Origin of the sequence: Janthinobacterium sp. YR213 (assembly GCF_900099875.1) — a bacterium.
Lineage (GTDB): Bacteria > Pseudomonadota > Gammaproteobacteria > Burkholderiales > Burkholderiaceae_D > Janthinobacterium > Janthinobacterium lividum.
On sequence record NZ_FNDA01000009.1, the window covers coordinates 150,051 to 166,268 of the forward strand.

Consider the following 16,218-nt stretch of genomic DNA (forward strand, 5'->3'; position numbering starts at 1 on the left):
AAGTGAAAGAGGATGGACATGTCTTCTTTCGCGTTGCTCTTCCCGGATTGCCACGCGGATTATCCTCTGTCGGACGACTGCTTGCCTGCGCGTGTATCTGTCATACCACGATAGCGAAAGCTATCTGCCGCGAATCTCATTCAATCGAAAGATAAATACTCTTTATTTGCTCAATTTAGCGATAAATTTACGTTATAACTTTCTTTTTGTTGACGATACTTATTTTTCTTTTTAAAGTAATCCCAAGAAAAGAAAATCAGCCGATGCGGACTGATTTCCCGGAAGGTGCAACTGCCTGGCTGCACCGGCCGACGACCACCATAAAAATTGCATCCCCCCGACTTCGCCCTGGAGCGGGGAGGGCGCGCATAACCCTCGATATAGACGGAGAGACAGCATGCATACCACCCGACTCAAATTGCGCGACATCAGCCGCGCCGCAGCGATCGTGATCGCACTGGCGGCCGGCGTGCCAGGCCAGGCCTGGGCACAGTCGAACGCCACCAGCACCATTTTCGGTGAAGTGAGCGCGCCGGCCGGCGCCACCGTGGTGCTGGAAAACCTGGCGACGGGCGTGCAGCGCAGCCTGACGCCCGATACGTCGGGCCGCTACGTGGCCAACTCCATGCCGCCAGGCCGCTATGCGGTGCGCGTGCTGCGCGCCGGCTCGGTGGAAGCGTCGCAGGAAGTCGAAGCCCTGATCGGCGCGGGCGCGGAAGCGAACTTCGGCCCGGCCAGCGCCGCCGGCACGGTGGGCCAGGAGCAGACCGTCGTGGTGAAGGCGTCGCGCAATCCGATCGACGTGTCGAACACCAACAATGGCGTGATCTTCACGGCCAAGGAATTGAAAGCGCTGCCGGTCGGGAACGACGTCGCCTCCATCGTGCAGCTGACGCCGGGCGTGTCGCGCGGCACCAACAGCGTGTATGGCAATGCGCCATCGATCGGCGGCTCGGGCCAGTCCGAAAACGCCTTTTACGTCAACGGCTTCCCGATCACGAATATCCTGACCCAGGTGGGCGCATCGGAGCTGCCGTTCGGCGCGATTTCCAACCTGCAGGTGCTGTCGGGCGGCTATGGCTCGGAGTTTGGCCGCTCCACGGGCGGGGTGATCAACATCACCACCAAGAGTGGCGGCAACAAGGTCGAATTCGGCGGCAAGGTGTCCATCATCCCCCGTTCGCTGAAAGGCGAGCCGGAAAACACCTATTACCCGAACACGGGCGCCAATCCGAAGACGGATGGCAATCTGCTGTACTGGAACCGCGACAATGGCAGCACCAGCAAGGTGGTGGGCCTGTATGGCAGCGGCCCGCTGATCAAGAACAAACTGTTCGCCTTCGTGGCGCTGGAACAGACGCGCACGGACAGCCAGGCCGTTGCCGCCACCGCCGACTCGGGCACGGCCCTGGCGCGCGGCTGGAGCACCAGCCAGAGCAAGGTGAACCGCATGATGGCCAAGCTGGATTACAACCTGACGGACGACCATCACTTCGAATACACCAAGCTGTATGACCGCACGAAAACGGATAGCCAGGCGTATGGCTACAGCTACGCCACGCATGCGAGCAATGGCGTACAGGCGGGCAAGGGCGAGACGACGGTCAACTGCTGCGGATCATCGGCCGCGCCGGGCGCCAACATCGACATCTTCAAGTACACGGGCTACCTGACGGACAACCTGACCGTGACGGCCATGATGGGCGAATCGCGCACGTCGCACACCCGCACGCCGAATGGCTACAATCCGCTGCTGGCGCAAACGTCGTCGAATACCTCGACCCAGGTGCCTGGCCTGACGTACGCCAATCCGCAAACGGTGACGGGCACTCTGGTCGACCCATCGTCGGAAGACCGCCAGAAGGCCAAGCGTCTGGACCTCGAATACAAGCTGGGCAAGCACTCGCTGCGTGGCGGCATCGACCGCATCGACGTGGAATCGAAGGTGGGCCTGAGCCTGGCGGGCGGCTACCGCTGGAGCTATCTGAAAGCGGACGATCCGAACCGGGCCATCAACGGCGCGTTCGAGACGCCGGCACAGGGTGGCGGCTACGGCGCGCAGGGCTATTACGTCAGCAAGGACTTGAATGCCAACCTGGCGCGTCCGACCAGCGTGCAGTCGGCGCAATACATCCAGGATCACTACCAGGTCACGGAACGGGTGCTGCTGGACCTGGGCCTGCGCCGCGAGCAGTTCACCAACTACAGCACCGATGGCGTGGCCTTCATTTCGCAGCGCAACATGATCGCCCCGCGCGTGGGCGCCACCTGGGATTACCTGGGTGACGGCACCCTGAAATTCTTCGCCAACGGCGGCCGTTACCACTTGCCGGTGCCGTCGAATTTGTCGAGCAACATGGCCAGCCCCTTCCTGGCCACCAGCGAGATGTACACCTACACGGGTGTCGATCCCGTCACGGGCGCGCCGACGGGCCTGCACGCGATCAGCAAGCCGTATTCGGCCAACAACGCGTACGGCCAGAGCCGCGATGCCCGCGAAGTGACGGCCATCGGCTTGAAACCGCTGTCGCAGGATGAATTCTCGCTGGGCTTCGAACGCGCCCTGAGCAAGAAACTGGTAGTGGGCGCCAGCGTCCTGTACCGCAAGCTGAACGACACCAACGACGACGTCTGCGATGCGCGTCCGCTGCAAGCCTGGGCCACGCGCAACAGCGTCGACACGAGCAACTGGGGCGGCTTCCAGTGCGCCATCATCAACCCTGGCCGCGACAACAGCCTGATGGTGGACTTTGACGATGGCAAGGGCTTGCGCCGCGTGGATATTTCGGCGGCGGAGTGGGGCAATCCGCTGCCATCGCGCACCTACCGCGCCTTGAACATGTTCGTCGAGCACCCGTACACGAACGGCTGGTACGGCAAGCTGACCTACACCCTGTCTGCGCTGAAGGGCAATATGGAAGGCCAGACGGACAGCATCGGCGGCGGTGACGTGGGTCTGACCGTCAGCGACGACCACAAGGAACTGATGTACAACGCCTATGGCTACCTGCCAGGCGACCATCGCCACGCGTTCAAGGCCTACGGTTTCATGCAGGTCATCCCGGACGTGATGGTCGGCGCCAACCTGTCGCTGACCTCCGGCGCGCCGCGCAACTGCATCGGCGCGCTGCCCGATAACCTGCGGTTCGAGAACGATTACGGCGATTCCTACTTCTATTGCAATGGCAAGCCGGCGCCGCGCGGCAGCCAGGGTCGCCTGCCTTGGCAAGCCCAGCTGGACATGAATCTGGCCTATACTCCCAGCGCCGTCAAGGGCCTGAGCCTGAAAGTGGACGTCTTCAATGTGTTCAACAGCCAGACCGTGACCCGCTATAACGAAACGCGCGAAGACCATGGCGCCATCGCCCGCAACTACCTGCAGGTGGCTGGCCGCACGGCACCGCGTTCGGTGCGCTTCACGGCGGAATACACCTATTAAACTGCAGCCGGCCCGCTGCAAGGCGGGCCGGTGACGAACATTACCAATGGAAGCGAGAAGAGACCAATGACAACACAAATCAATCGACGCAATTTCCTGTCCGCCAGCGCCGCGCTGGCCGGTGGCGCCATGGCCGGCAGCGCCTTGCTGCCTGGCGACGCCAGCGCAGCCCCTGCGGCCGGCCGCGACAAGGTCCGCCTGGGCCTGATCGGCACGGGCATGCGCGGCCAGGTACTGCTGGCTGAACTGGTGCGCCGCGATGACGTGGAAGTGGTTGCGCTGTGCGATATCGAGCCGATCATGCTGAAACACGCGCTGGGCCAGGTGGCCAAAGCCGGCAAGCCCCGTCCGCGCACGTATGGCGAAGACCGCGACCAGAAAGCCTACAAGCGCATGCTGGACGCGGGCGGCCTTGATGGCGTGATCATCGCCACGCCGTGGGAATTCCACGCGCCGATGGCGATCGCCGCCATGCAGGCGAAGATCGCCGTCGGCTGCGAAGTGGTGGCCGGCATCACCCTGCAGGACCACTGGGACGTCCTGAATACCCAGCTGAAAACGGGCACGCCATACATGTTGCTGGAAAACGTATGCTACCGCCGCGACGTGATGGCTGCGCTGCAGATGGTGCGCGCGGGCCTGTTCGGCGAACTGCTGCACCTGCAGGGCGGCTACCAGCACGATTTGCGTGCCGTGAAATTCAACAGCGGCAATCCGGCCAAGCCGTACGGCGGCGGCGTGGAATTCGGCGAAAAGGGCTGGTCGGAAGCCCATTGGCGCACGCAGCACTCGGTCGAACGCAATGGCGAACTGTATCCTAGCCACGGCATCGGCCCGTGCGCCATGTACACCAACATCAACCGCGGCAACCGTTTTACTCGCATCAACGCCTTCGCCACCAAGGCGCGCGGCTTGCACGACTACATCGTCAAGCAGCCGGGCGGCGCACAGCATGCGAACGCCAAGGTCAAGTTCAAGCTGGGCGACGTGGTCACCACCACTCTGGCGTGCGAGAACGGCGAAACCATCATCCTGCAGCACGATACGAGCCTGCCGCGCCCGTACTCGCTGGGCTTCCGCGTGCAAGGCACGGACGGCCTGTGGATGGACCTGAACAATTCCATCCATATCGAGGGCGTCAGCAAGCCGCACCAGTGGGACGATTTCAAGACTTACCAGGACAAGTATGAGCACCCGGTCTGGCGCAAATATGCGGCGCAAGCGGAAGGCGCGGGCCACGGCGGCATGGACTTCTTCGTCATCCACGCCTTTGTCGAAGCGCTGAAGGCCAACGCGCCGATGCCGATCGATATCTACGATGCCGTGACGTGGAGCGCCATCACGCCGCTGTCCGAGCAGTCGATCGCCGCCAACTTCCAGACCCTGGACTTCCCGGACTTCACGGGCGGCCAGTGGAAAGCGCGCAAGCCTATCTTCGCTCTCGACGGCAAGTACTAAGCCTTCACGACCCGCTACCGCGCCTGCCGCCGTAGCGGGTTTTTTCCAGCCATCCCAGCTTTTCAAACCGCGGCGCACGCCGCAGGACTTCTTGCGCCTGTTGCACGCCGTACCACCAGGAGACGTTGATGAAACACAGAAGTTCATTACTCTACGCAGTCCTTCCCGCCATGCCATTGCTGCTGGCCGCATGCGGCGGCGCCACTGCCACCGCTACCCCCGACATGGGCGGCACCGCCTTGCTGGCCGCCAGCGTGGCCGCGCCGGCCACCACCGCCACCGTGGAACTGGCCGGCAACGCCTTCATCACGGGCGGGAACGAGGGCGCCGTCATCGGGGAACATGGCCTGGCCGGCTGGAGCAATCCGGCTGCCGTCGCCAGCACGTATTTCCGCGTCTCCGGGGCGGGCCCTGTCCAGGTGGCGCTTGACGCCAGTCTGGCCGATGGCGGCAACAGCAACATCCGCGTGAAGATCAACGGCAAGCCCTTCGATGTGAAGCTGGCCGGCAAGGCGCCCAAGACCTATGCCGTGGGCACGGTGAACGTGGCGGCGGCCGGCTATGTGAAGGTAGACTTGCAGGGGCTGTCGCGCGTGAAGGCCACGTTCGGCGACGTCACCGCGCTGAAGGTGACGTCGAACGCCGCGCTCACCTACGCCAATGACCCCGCCAATTACTACTGGTCGCGGCGCGGCCCGTCCGTGCACATGGGTTACACGGTGCCGGCCAATACCGAGTATTTTTATAACGAGATGACGATACCCAAGGGGCAGGACGCCATCGGCTCCTATTTCATGGCCAACGGCTTTGGCCAGGGCTACATGGGCATCCAGGTGAAATCACCGAGCGAGCGCTGGATACTGTTTTCCGTGTGGGACGCCGACAATGGCGCCAAGACCACCCTGGTCAGCAAGGGTGCCGGCGTGGTCGATAACGCCTTTGGCGGCGAGGGCACGGGAGGCCAGACCTATCTGTCGTATAACTGGGCAGCCGGCACGACGTACCGCTTCATCACGCGCGCGCGGCCCGACGGCAATGGCGGCAGCGATTACTCGGCCTGGTTCTTCGCGCCCGAGACGGGCAAATGGCGCTACATCGCCACCTGGAAGCGACCGGCCATCAGTACGTATCTGACGGGCGTGCATTCCTTCCTCGAGAACTTCATCGATACTCTGGGCTACACGGAACGCCGCGTCCAGTTCGGCAACCAGTGGGCAAGGAATGCATCGGGCACCTGGTCGGAAGTGACGGCCGGGAGGTTCACCGGCGACGCCACGGCCACGAATGCGCAGCGCATGGATTACGCGGGCGGGCTGGAAAACGGCAAGTTCTACCTGCATAACGGCGGCTTCTTTGCCGATTACGTGCAAACCAGCCAGAACTTCACGCGTCCGGCCACTGGCCAGGCGCCCACCGTCGATGTGAGCGCCTTGCCGATGCAATAAGCGCTGGTTTTCAGCCCGGTCGCTTGCCCACCATCGCTTCGATGCCGCGATAGTAGGTGAGCAGCCGGCCTATCGTCACTCCTATCAATGCCGCCGCCTGGATGATGTCGTTGGTATCGCGCCGGTACACGACCAGCGCATCCATTTCGTCGCTGCCGTTGCCGTCGATCTGGATCAGGTCATAGCCGCCTTCGTCCACGGCGCGCTGCGCCAGTTCCTTGTCCAGCCACTCGAAATAGGGCAGCGCGCTACCGTCGCTGTCCTTGAGCAGCTCGTACGGGAAGTCGGGGAATGCGTCGAACATGTCCTGTATCTGTTCGTGCAGTTCGTCGAGCTTGTCGCTCGACGCCATATAGCCGCCCAGGTGCGAGAGGATCGCCACCGCGTAGGCCTGCGCATCGCTGTCGATCCACTCGTCGCGTGGCGCGGAGGGCGCATCGGTGATGGCGGCGACGGCTTCGTCGAGTTCCGCTCCTTCCAGGTCACCGCAGGTCAGTTTGGTCAGCAGTTCAGACAAGAGCATGTTTGGCTTTCGGGGTAGGGCACGGCCAGTGGGAGGGGCATGTGCAAGATGTTGTAAATACTACCATTTCTACGTGCCACGCGGCGGTTGCGCCAGCCGTGTCATGCCAGTTAGAATGCGAATCATTATTGTTTGCGTGTGAGGATTTTCCGTGCCGCCTGCCCAATCCGGCGTCCACCAGGAGGTGGGCAGCCTGTATCACGAACATCACCGCTGGCTGCAAGGCTGGCTCAGACACAGGCTGGGCAATGCGTTTGACGCGGCCGACGTGGCGCACGATACCTTCATGCGCCTGCTCAATCGCGACGAGACCATCGCCGCGCGCGAGCCGCGTGCCTTCCTGACGACGGTGGCCAAGGGCGTGCTGGGCAATCTGTACCGCCGCCGCGACCTGGAAGCGGCCTACCTGGAAACCCTGGCCAGCCTGCCGGCGCAATGCGCGCCCGACCCGGAGGCGCAGGCGATCTTGCTCGAAGCCCTGTTCGATATCGACCGCCGCCTCGATGGCCTGGCGCCTGCCGTGCGCCGCGCCTTTCTGCTGTCGCAGCTCGATGGCATGCCGCAGGCGGCCATCGCGCTGGAGCTGCATGTCTCGTTGGCCACCGTGCAGCGCTACCTGGTCAAAGCCATGCACCAGTGCTTCTTTTCCCCGCTGGCGCCGTGATGGGGGCCCTCACGCCGGAAGCGGCCAGCCTGCAGGCTGTCGAATGGCTGGTGCGGCTGCAGGCCGGTGACACCACGCCGGAAGTGGAGCAGGCATGGCGCGTCTGGCGCGGCAGCGACCCGGAAAACGAGCAAGCCTGGCAGCATGTGGAAGGCTGCATGGCGCGCATGCGTGCCTTGCCCGCGCCGCTGGCGCACGGCACGCTGGCCCGCAAGCCGCTGCACGCGCAAGCGAATGCGGCGCGGCGCCAGTCTTTGAAACTCCTGGCGCTGCTGGCCGTGGGTGGCGGCGCCTGGCTGGCTGGTGGCGATGAGCAGGCGCGCTTCTGGCTGGCCGATTACCGCACGGGTACGGGCGAATTGCGCCACATCGTGCTGGCAGACGGCACGCGCATCGCCCTCAACACGGCCACCTCCATCGACGTGCGTTTCGATGCGGGCCAGCGCCTGGTGACGGTACTCAAAGGCGAGATCATGGTCACGACCGCGCACGATGCGGCTGGCCGGCCCTTTTTCGTGCGCACGGGCCAGGGCCGCTTGCAACCGGTGGGTACGCGCTTTGCCGTGCGAGCCGGTAGCGAAGTCACGCGCCTGGGCGTATTTGCGGGCGCCGTCGACATGCTGCCGGAACAAGCGCCCGATGCGGCGCGCAGGCTGCAGGCGGGCGAACAAGCGACTTTCACGGCGGGCAGCGTTGGCTCCATCGAGCTTCTGCCTGCCGGCGCCGATGCGTGGACGGCCGGCATGCTGGTGGCGCACGACATGCCGCTGGCCGATTTTATCGGCGAGCTGGCACGTTACCGGCATGGCCGCCTGGCCTGCGATCCGGCCGTCGCCCACCTGCGCGTCTCGGGCATCTATCCGCTGGCCGACACGACACAAGTGCTGGACATGCTGACGCGTACCTTGCCCGTCGACGTGCGCCAGAGCACGCGCTTCTGGGTGAGCGTGGTGCCGCATCGGAAGCATCCATGATTATTTTCTGAAAATGTGAGGGGTTTTCGATTTTCGCGTGGCATAGCGAGTGAACCCCTCATTCACTTTCAGGAAAACAGTCCGCATGCCCAGCACAACACCTACTTACCCATCTTCCGCTTCCCGCACATGCCGCCGCAGCGTGGCGGCGCTGGCCGTCAGCCACGCCCTGTGGCTGCTCGCCGCCAGCGGCGCATTGGCCGCCGCACCTATTGCCCAGGCAGCCAATGGGGCGCGCATCGAACTGGCGATACCCGGCGGCACCCTGGAACAGGTGCTGGTGCGTTTCGGTCAGCAGACGGGCACCATGATCTCTTACCAGGCCGCCACCGTGGCCGGCAAGCGCAGCGCCGGACTGACGGGCAGCTACAGCATCCCTGCAGCGCTGGGCGCCATCGTCGCCGGCTCGGGCTTGCGCGCCGTGCCGCAGGCGAATGGCGGCTATGTGCTCGACGTGGCAGCCGCCGAGGGCGCCCAGACCATGCCGGAGATGAAGGTCAGCGCCAGCTTTGATGCGAACGGCGCGACGGAAGGCAGCGGCTCGTATACGACGCCGACCATGCGCTCGGCCACGCGCCTCGGCCTGTCTGTGCGCGAGACGCCGCAAGCCGTCAGCGTGGTCACGCGCCAGCAGATGGATGACCAGAACCTGCAAACGGTGGAAGAGGTGCTGCAAAACGCGGCCGGCGTGGCCATCAACCGCTACGACAGCGACCGTACCTCGTTTTTCGCGCGTGGCTTTTCCATCGCCAGCTACCAGTACGACGGCATTCCCACCACGGTCGACAATGCGTTCAGCGTGGGCGACAGCACCCTGGACATGACGGCCTACGACCGGGTCGAGATCGTGCGCGGCGCCACGGGCCTGCTCACTGGCGCGGGAGAGCCGTCGGCCACCATCAACCTGGTGCGCAAGCGCGCGTCATCGAAGCAGATGGCCGGGAATGCCGCCCTGAGCCTCGGTTCCTGGCACAATGCGCGCGCCAGCGCCGACCTCTCCACGCCCTTGAGCAGAGATGGCAAGGTGCGCGGCAGAGTGGTGGCCAGCTACCAGGACAGCGAATCGTATGTGCACCTGTATCACGGCAAGAAAGCCATGGCCTATGCCACCGTGGAAGCGGACCTGGCGCCCGGCAGCGTGCTGATCGCCGGCTATGAATACCAGGACAACCGCCCGCGCGGCGGCATGTATGGCGGCTTGCCGCTGTGGTATGCGGATGGCGAACGGGCCACCTTGCCCCGTTCCGCTACCACGGCGACCACCTGGAGCCGTTGGTTCAGCACCAGCCAGACGGCGTTCTTGCGCCTGGAGCAGGACCTGGGCAAGGGCTGGAACCTGACGGCCATGCTGAATCACGGCTGGGGCAATTATTCGGCGGCCGAGCTTTTCGCCAATACCTGGCCGGACAAGGCCACGGGCCAGGGCGTGACGGGCTACACCGGGTTTTACTCGGGCACGCGGCGCCAGGACAGCGTCGACGCCTATGTGCAGGGGCCGCTGCAGCTGCTGGGGCGCACGCATGACCTGGCGTTTGGCGTTTCGGGCAGCAACCAGTTCTCCAGCAACCCGGGCATCTCGGGTGGCAGCGTCGATTACGGCAATTTCCATCAATGGCAGGGCGTGACGCCGGAGCCGGACTGGAATGACCCGAATTTCTCGCGCTGGCAGCTGCTCGATACGGTGCAGCAGCGCGGCATCTACGGCACGGCGCGCTTTTCGCTGGCCGATCCCTTGAAACTGATCGTCGGTGCGCGCTACAGCCGCTACAAGGCGGACCACGTCGATGACTGGGGCGGCAGCTACGCCTATGCCAAGCATGCCGTCACGCCGTATGCGGGCCTGGTGTGGGATATCGACGCGCAGCATGCGCTGTACACCAGCTACAGCAAGATCTTCAAGCCGCAGGGCTACCAGGACCGGTTCGGCCGCTACCTCGATCCCGTACAGGGAAAGAATCTGGAAGCGGGCGTGAAGGGCGAGTATTTCGGCGGCCGATTGAACGCGGCGCTGGCCGTGTTCCGCATCGCGCAAGATGGCCTGGCGCAGGAAGATACGGGCCATTTTGTCGGCAATTCGCTGACGCAGGCGTATTACGCGGCGGCTGGCACCACCAGCAAGGGCGTGGAGCTGGATATGTCGGGCGAGCTGGCGCAGGGCTGGAACGTCTCGGCCAGCGTGTCGCACGCGGCGGCCAAAGACAATACCGGCGCGAGCCTGAACAGCTATGTGCCGCAGACGCTGGCGCGCGTGTTTTCCACTTGGCAGATGCCCGGCGACTGGCGCGCCTTGTCGGTGGGCGGCGGCGTGAACTGGCAGAGCGGCGCCTACCGCGACGCCACCGGGCCGAAAGGCACGCAGCGCGTGGAGCAGGGTGGCTATGCCGTGGCCAGCCTGATGGCGAAGTACGCGCTGTCGCGCCAGCTGTCGCTGCAGGCGAACGTCAACAACCTGTTCGACAAGCGTTACTACAGCCAGCTTGGCATGTATAACCAGGCTTACTGGGGTGCGCCGCGCAACGCCAGCGTCACCCTGCGCTACTTGTTCTGATGCATCAGAGCGGCCAGGCCTGCTTGGTGACGGCCACGGCGACGATGTAGGCGAATACCAGCACGGCGAGCGCGAAGGCGGCGCCGCGCACGCCCGGCGTCTTGCCACGTTTCAGCGCGATGGTGCCCAGCACGATGTAAGCCACCAGCGCACACAGCTTGGCAGCCAGCCAGGGGTGGCTGCCCGGCGACTGGCCGCTCCACACGGCCAGCGTGATGGCACTGGCCAGCAAGGCCGTGTCGACCAGGTGCGGCAGGATTTTTACCCAGCGCTGCTGCAAGGCGGGCGAGGCGCGCAGCATCCAGGCGCCGCGCAAGAGGAAAAGAAAGCCGCTGGCGGCGGCGCATCCCATGTGGAAATGCTTGAGGCTCAGATAATCCATGCGTGATGTGGTGGGCGTTGATTGACGGTGGCGCCAGCATAGCCGCCTTTGGCGCGCCGCGCCATACGCCGTCGGGATGAGGCGCGATCAGCGGCACCATTTCACGTACACCAGCTCCGGGTCTCCCTCGTCGAGATGGTCGATATGGCCGCTGCGCACGAAGCCCGCTCTGGCGAACAGCCGTTGCGCGGCCAGGTTGGACTGGTTCGTCGAGGTGAACAGCTTGCCTGTCTGGCACGCGGCTTCGGCGGCGGCCAGCAGGCGCAAGCCCACGCCGCGCCGCTGCTGCCCGGAATCGACCACCACCAGCGAGACGAAGCCGTAGCCGAAGAAGTCGTCGTGCGTGAGGACATAGCCGGCGACCTGGCCCGCGCGCGTGGCCACCTGGCAGTGCCCCTTGCCGACGGCGGCGCGCACGGCATCGCCGCGGTTGGCGTGCGCCTGCGCATATGCATCGCAGGCCAGCATGGCTGCCACATCGCCGGCCAGGGCCGCGCGGGTGATGATGGGGTCTGTTTCGTGCCTGTTCTGCATGCCGCTCCTTTTTCTCCAGGCGCCGAGTGTGCCAAAAATAGCTGCGTTTGTAAAACACCCGCCATCCAGGCTAGATCCATCCTCCGCCATCTAGTCACTTTTGCCGATACGGCTATCCAGATTGCCTTTCCAGAATCACCCTGTGGCCGATAGTGCCTTTCCCCTCTGCCACGTAAGCTGGTCGGGACGGCTGGCCAGACGGCCAGTGCATTCATGGAGAAACATCGTGGCTACCCTAGATGGCACTAAGAACAACAGTAGTAACAAGGCAGTCGAACCCGGCATGCGGCGCAAGCAGGCGTCCGTGCTGATCAGCAGCACCTTCGCGTTTACCATCTGCTTTGCAGTCTGGATGATGTTTGCCGTACTGGGCATCCCCATCAAGATCAGCCTGGGTTTGACTGAAACACAATTCGGCCTGCTGGCCGCCATGCCCGTGCTGACGGGCTCTCTCGTGCGCGTGCCCCTGGGCATCTGGACGGACAAATACGGCGGACGCCGCGTCTTCTTCTGGCTGATGCTGGCCAGCGTGGTGCCGATCTACCTGATTTCCTACGCCACCGCCTACTGGCACTTTCTCGTGCTGGGCATGTTCGTCGGTCTGGCGGGCGGCTCGTTTTCCGTCGGTACGCCGTACGTGGCGCGCTGGTATGAAAAGGAGCGTCGCGGCCTGGCGATGGGCATCTTCGGCGCCGGCAACTCCGGTTCTGCGCTGACCAAGTTCGTCGCGCCCGGCATCGTCGCCGCCTTCGGCTGGCAAATGCTGCCCAAGGTGTATGCGGTGGCCATGCTGGCCACGGCCATCATCTTCTGGCTGTTTTCGTACACGGACAAATCGCATCTGGCGCCATCGGGCGAGAGCTTTTCGGCGCAGATGAAGGTGCTGAAGGATCCCCGCGTGTGGCGCTACTGCCAGTACTACTCGGTGGTGTTTGGCGGTTACGTGGCGCTGGCGCTGTGGATGACGAAGTACTACGTGGCCGAATACGGCTTCGACCTGAAACACGCGGCGCTGCTGGCCGCGTGCTTCTCGCTGCCGGGCGGCGTGCTGCGCGCCGTGGGCGGCTGGATCTCCGACAAATACGGTGCGGCGAAAGTCACCTGGGCCGTGATGTGGGTGTGCTGGGTGTGCTTCTTCCTGCTGTCGTATCCGCAAACGCAGATGGTCGTGGAAACAGTCACGGGTCCGCTGGCTTTCCATATCGGCCTGTCGCCGCTGTGGTTCACCGTGCTGCTGTTCATCGTCGGCATCGCCATGGCCGTGGGCAAGGCGTCCGTCTTCAAGTTCATCGGCGATGATTTTTCCGACAACATCGGCGCCGTCTCGGGCGTGGTAGGCCTGGCCGGCGGCCTGGGTGGCTTCATCCTGCCCGTGATGTTCGGCGCCCTGGTGGACTTCACCGGCGTGCGTTCGAGCTCCTTCATGCTCCTGTACGGCACCGTCTGCGTTTCCCTCATCTGGATGCATTTCTCGTTCAAGCCGCTGCGCGCGGCGACTATCAATCAACCTGCAGGAGCTAAAGCATGAGCCGCTACATGATCAATACGTGGGAGCCGGAAACCCCGAGCTTCTGGCAAAACACGGGCAAGGCCACGGCCGCGCGCAATCTGTGGATCTCGATTCCCGCGCTGCTGCTGGCGTTCGCCGTGTGGATGGTGTGGAGCGTGGTGGTGGTCAACCTGCCCAACATCGGTTTCACCTACAGTAACAACCAGCTGTTCTGGCTGACCGCCTTGCCGGGCTTGTCCGGCGCCACCTTGCGCATCTTTTATTCGTTCATGGTGCCGATCTTCGGCGGCCGGCGCTGGACGGCCATTTCCACGGGCTCGCTGCTGATTCCCGCCATCGGCATCGGCCTGGCCGTGCAGGATGTGAACACGGGCTATCCGACCATGCTGATCCTGGCCCTGCTGTGCGGCTTCGGCGGCGGCAATTTCGCCTCGTCGATGGCCAACATCAGCTTTTTCTATCCCAAGGCGAGCAAGGGCTTCGCGCTGGGCATGAATGCGGGCCTGGGCAACCTGGGTGTGTCGGTGGTGCAGTTCGTCGTGCCGCTGGTGATCACCTTTGCCGTCTTCGGCGCCTGGGGCGGCGATTCGCTCACCTGGGTGAAAAATGGCGTGAGCAAGGACATGTGGCTGCAAAACGCGGGCTTCATCTGGGTGCCGTTCATCGCCTTGAGCACCTTGCTGGCCTGGTTCGGCATGAATGACCTGGCGTCGGCGAAGGCTTCGTTTTCCGAGCAGGCCGTGATCTTCAAGCGCAAGCACAACTGGCTCATGTGCTGGCTGTACACGGGCACCTTCGGCTCCTTCATCGGTTATTCGGCCGCCTTTCCGCTGCTGATCAAGATCCAGTTCCCCGACGTGAATCCGCTCGATTATGCCTTCCTCGGCCCCCTGGTCGGTGCGCTGGCGCGCGTGGCCGGCGGCGTGATTTCCGATAAATTGGGCGGCGCCCGCGTCACCCTGTGGTCGTTCCTGCTGATGATCGGCGCCGTGCTGGGCGTGCTGTACTTCATGCCGCAAGCGGGCGTGGGTGGCAGCTTCAATGGTTTCTTCTGGATGTTCATGCTGCTGTTCGCCGGCACGGGCGTCGGCAATGCGTCGACCTTCCGCATGATCCCCGTGATCTTTTTGACGGAGCACCAGCGCGCGGCCGCCGGCAAGGGCAAGGCGGAGCAGGAGCAAGCCATCGTCGACGCCAACAAGGAAGGCGCGGCCGTCCTGGGCTTTACATCGGCCGTGGCCGCGTATGGCGCCTTCTTCATCCCGAAAAGCTATGGCACCTCGATTGCGCTGACGGGCAGCCCCGACGCGGCCTTGTGGTGCTTCATCGGCTTTTATGTGAGCTGCATCGCCATCACATGGTGGTGCTATGCGCGCAAGAATGCGCCGATGCCTTGCTAGTTGGCGTCAGAACGCCTGGCAAGTCCTGCTTGCCGGGCGCTGTATAAAGTATTCGAGGTAGTCATGGAAGAACTGGAAAAATTTGTCAACGGCTTCAGCCTGTTTCAGCAGCAGTATTTCAGCGAGCCGCAAACCTTGTACGACAGCCTGCGCGACGGGCAGCGGCCTTCGACCTTGCTGATCGGCTGCTGCGATTCGCGGGTCGATCCCATGCTGCTGACGGGCAGCGACCCGGGCGACATGTTCGTCGTGCGTAATATCGCCAACCTGGTGCCACCGTGTACGCCCGACGCGCCGCCCGGCGTCAGCTCGGCCATCGAGTTCGCCGTCTGCAAGCTGGAAGTGGCCAGGGTCATCGTGCTCGGACATGCGCGCTGCGGCGGCATCCGCGCGCTGCTGGAACCGCAGCCGCGCGCGGAAGGCCAGGAAACGGACTTTGTGGGACAGTGGATGCGCATCGCCGAACCGGTGGCGCAAAGGGTGCGGCGCGAGCTGGCGCACCGCTCGTCGGCGGAACAGCACCACGCGTGCGAGCTGGCCAGCATCCTGCAGTCGCTGGACAACCTGCTCACCTACCCGTGGCTGAAGCGGCGAGTGGAGCAGGGGGTGTTGAAGCTGCATGGATGGTATTTCGACATCGACAGCGGGGCCCTGATGGCATATTCGGCGCGCCAGCAGCAGTTTTTGCCGCTGGTCTGCCCGATCGAACGGGCGCGTCATCTGCACGAGCGCCCTTGGCCGGATTCAGCTAAAACGTAACAAATCCCCGCTGCGGTCAAACGCCAGCAGGCTGTCGATGCGGCCTTGCTCGATGGCCGTCACCATGGCGCGTAGGGGCGCCTCGCATTCCTGCGCCGCGGGCGGCTGGCCGTCCTGGCCCGCCAGTCCCGCCACGAAGACCACGTCCCAGTGCGTCTGCATCTGTTTCGACTCCTCTTTCAATGTCTCGAAGCTGTCCAGTTCCTCGGGCAGCTTGTCGGCGCACATCACGGGCGTGAGGGACTTGCCCTGGCCGCCAGGCTGGGCCTGCGCCTGGGTAAAGGTGAACAGCAGGCGTTGCGGCTGCTCCTGGTTGCGGGCGCTGCGCAGCAGGCTGGCGTAATCGGTAATCGGCATGGTGCTCTTTCTCTGGGTTGAACGATGACGACAGGTATACCGCAGCGCCGCCTTGCCGCCCATAGGCAATAGTGACTATCCGGGTGACTACCCGTCTATGCATTCCTGGTGCCGGAAACCGACTTCTTGCCAATACCGCCGGGCACGGCACATCGATAGACTGTTTGTATCGACGCTTGAGCCATCCTGCTTGCAGCGTTTTTTAAGACCTGGCGCCGCTGTCCG

General features: G+C 63.9%; 13 protein-coding genes. 9 read left to right on the forward strand and 4 right to left on the reverse strand.

All coding sequences use genetic code 11. The annotated features are described in order from the left end of the window. Nucleotides 1-397: 397 nt before the first annotated feature. The 3 genes from BLT98_RS28080 (at nt 398) to BLT98_RS28090 (ending at nt 6,342) form a co-directional block, all read left to right on the forward strand. The gene (locus BLT98_RS28080) at nt 398-3,439 is read left to right on the forward strand and encodes a TonB-dependent receptor (RefSeq protein ID WP_092613615.1); all 3,042 of its coding nucleotides are present in this window, start codon (nt 398-400) and stop codon (nt 3,437-3,439) included. Nucleotides 3,440-3,505: 66 nt separating this feature from the next. Next, nucleotides 3,506-4,897 carry a Gfo/Idh/MocA family protein gene (locus tag BLT98_RS28085; protein WP_211615137.1) on the forward strand — a complete coding sequence of 464 codons (1,392 nt, stop codon included), beginning with the start codon at nt 3,506-3,508 and terminating at the stop codon, nt 4,895-4,897. 128 nt (nt 4,898-5,025) lie between these two features. After that, nucleotides 5,026-6,342: a DUF3472 domain-containing protein gene (locus BLT98_RS28090; protein ID WP_244517763.1), complete on the forward strand. Its 1,317-nt coding sequence runs from the start codon at nt 5,026-5,028 to the stop codon at nt 6,340-6,342. A 10-nt stretch (nt 6,343-6,352) separates the two neighbouring features. On the opposite strand, the gene BLT98_RS28095 is transcribed toward BLT98_RS28090, so the two are convergent. Then, nucleotides 6,353-6,865: a hypothetical protein gene (locus BLT98_RS28095; RefSeq protein WP_092613619.1), complete on the reverse strand. Its 513-nt coding sequence runs from the start codon at nt 6,863-6,865 to the stop codon at nt 6,353-6,355. Between the two features lie 151 nt (nt 6,866-7,016). On the opposite strand from BLT98_RS28095, the gene BLT98_RS28100 reads away from it, so the two are divergent. From BLT98_RS28100 to BLT98_RS28110, 3 genes are all read left to right on the forward strand, one after another. Further along, entirely contained in the window at nt 7,017-7,529 is a 513-nt protein-coding gene (locus tag BLT98_RS28100; protein WP_092613621.1) for a sigma-70 family RNA polymerase sigma factor, read from the forward strand. Beyond that, entirely contained in the window at nt 7,529-8,503 is a 975-nt protein-coding gene (locus BLT98_RS28105; protein ID WP_092613623.1) for a FecR domain-containing protein, read from the forward strand. The genes BLT98_RS28100 and BLT98_RS28105 overlap by 1 nt, the downstream gene beginning before the upstream one ends. An 85-nt stretch (nt 8,504-8,588) precedes the next feature. After that, nucleotides 8,589-11,051: a TonB-dependent siderophore receptor gene (locus BLT98_RS28110; protein ID WP_092613625.1), complete on the forward strand. Its 2,463-nt coding sequence runs from the start codon at nt 8,589-8,591 to the stop codon at nt 11,049-11,051. Between the two features lie 4 nt (nt 11,052-11,055). On the opposite strand, the gene BLT98_RS28115 is transcribed toward BLT98_RS28110, so the two are convergent. After that, nucleotides 11,056-11,433, reverse strand: a complete 378-nt coding sequence (locus BLT98_RS28115) for a SirB2 family protein (RefSeq protein WP_092613627.1) — start codon at nt 11,431-11,433, stop codon at nt 11,056-11,058. 87 nt (nt 11,434-11,520) lie between these two features. Beyond that, nucleotides 11,521-11,967, reverse strand: a complete 447-nt coding sequence (locus BLT98_RS28120; protein WP_092613629.1) for a GNAT family N-acetyltransferase — start codon at nt 11,965-11,967, stop codon at nt 11,521-11,523. A gap of 283 nt (nt 11,968-12,250) precedes the next feature. Between BLT98_RS28120 and BLT98_RS28125 the strand changes: the two genes are divergently transcribed. From BLT98_RS28125 to BLT98_RS28135, 3 genes are all read left to right on the forward strand, one after another. Further along, nucleotides 12,251-13,495, forward strand: coding sequence for an MFS transporter (locus BLT98_RS28125; protein ID WP_092613631.1), 1,245 nt, complete (start codon nt 12,251-12,253; stop codon nt 13,493-13,495). Then, complete coding sequence (locus tag BLT98_RS28130) at nt 13,492-14,877, forward strand: NarK family nitrate/nitrite MFS transporter (RefSeq protein WP_034781619.1); 1,386 nt, start codon at nt 13,492-13,494, stop codon at nt 14,875-14,877. Before BLT98_RS28125 ends, BLT98_RS28130 begins: the two co-directional genes overlap by 4 nt. Before the next feature lie 63 nt (nt 14,878-14,940). Next, entirely contained in the window at nt 14,941-15,636 is a 696-nt protein-coding gene (locus tag BLT98_RS28135) for a carbonic anhydrase (RefSeq protein WP_034781617.1), read from the forward strand. On the opposite strand, the gene BLT98_RS28140 is transcribed toward BLT98_RS28135, so the two are convergent. Continuing rightward, complete coding sequence (locus BLT98_RS28140; protein WP_034781616.1) at nt 15,622-15,993, reverse strand: hypothetical protein; 372 nt, start codon at nt 15,991-15,993, stop codon at nt 15,622-15,624. The genes BLT98_RS28135 and BLT98_RS28140 overlap by 15 nt on opposite strands. Nucleotides 15,994-16,218: the final 225 nt, after the last annotated feature.

Coding starts and splice junctions, on each gene's coding strand:
- BLT98_RS28080 (WP_092613615.1), top strand. CDS start 398: ATGCATACCACCCGACTCAAATTGCGCGACATCAGCCGCGCCGCAGCG.
- BLT98_RS28130 (WP_034781619.1), top strand. CDS start 13,492: ATGAGCCGCTACATGATCAATACGTGGGAGCCGGAAACCCCGAGCTTC.
- BLT98_RS28115 (WP_092613627.1), bottom strand. CDS start 11,433: ATGGATTATCTGAGCCTCAAGCATTTCCACATGGGATGCGCCGCCGCC.
- BLT98_RS28125 (WP_092613631.1), top strand. CDS start 12,251: ATGCGGCGCAAGCAGGCGTCCGTGCTGATCAGCAGCACCTTCGCGTTT.
- BLT98_RS28135 (WP_034781617.1), top strand. CDS start 14,941: ATGGAAGAACTGGAAAAATTTGTCAACGGCTTCAGCCTGTTTCAGCAG.
- BLT98_RS28090 (WP_244517763.1), top strand. CDS start 5,026: ATGAAACACAGAAGTTCATTACTCTACGCAGTCCTTCCCGCCATGCCA.
- BLT98_RS28140 (WP_034781616.1), bottom strand. CDS start 15,993: ATGCCGATTACCGATTACGCCAGCCTGCTGCGCAGCGCCCGCAACCAG.
- BLT98_RS28095 (WP_092613619.1), bottom strand. CDS start 6,865: ATGCTCTTGTCTGAACTGCTGACCAAACTGACCTGCGGTGACCTGGAA.
- BLT98_RS28085 (WP_211615137.1), top strand. CDS start 3,506: ATGACAACACAAATCAATCGACGCAATTTCCTGTCCGCCAGCGCCGCG.
- BLT98_RS28105 (WP_092613623.1), top strand. CDS start 7,529: ATGGGGGCCCTCACGCCGGAAGCGGCCAGCCTGCAGGCTGTCGAATGG.
- BLT98_RS28120 (WP_092613629.1), bottom strand. CDS start 11,967: ATGCAGAACAGGCACGAAACAGACCCCATCATCACCCGCGCGGCCCTG.
- BLT98_RS28110 (WP_092613625.1), top strand. CDS start 8,589: ATGCCCAGCACAACACCTACTTACCCATCTTCCGCTTCCCGCACATGC.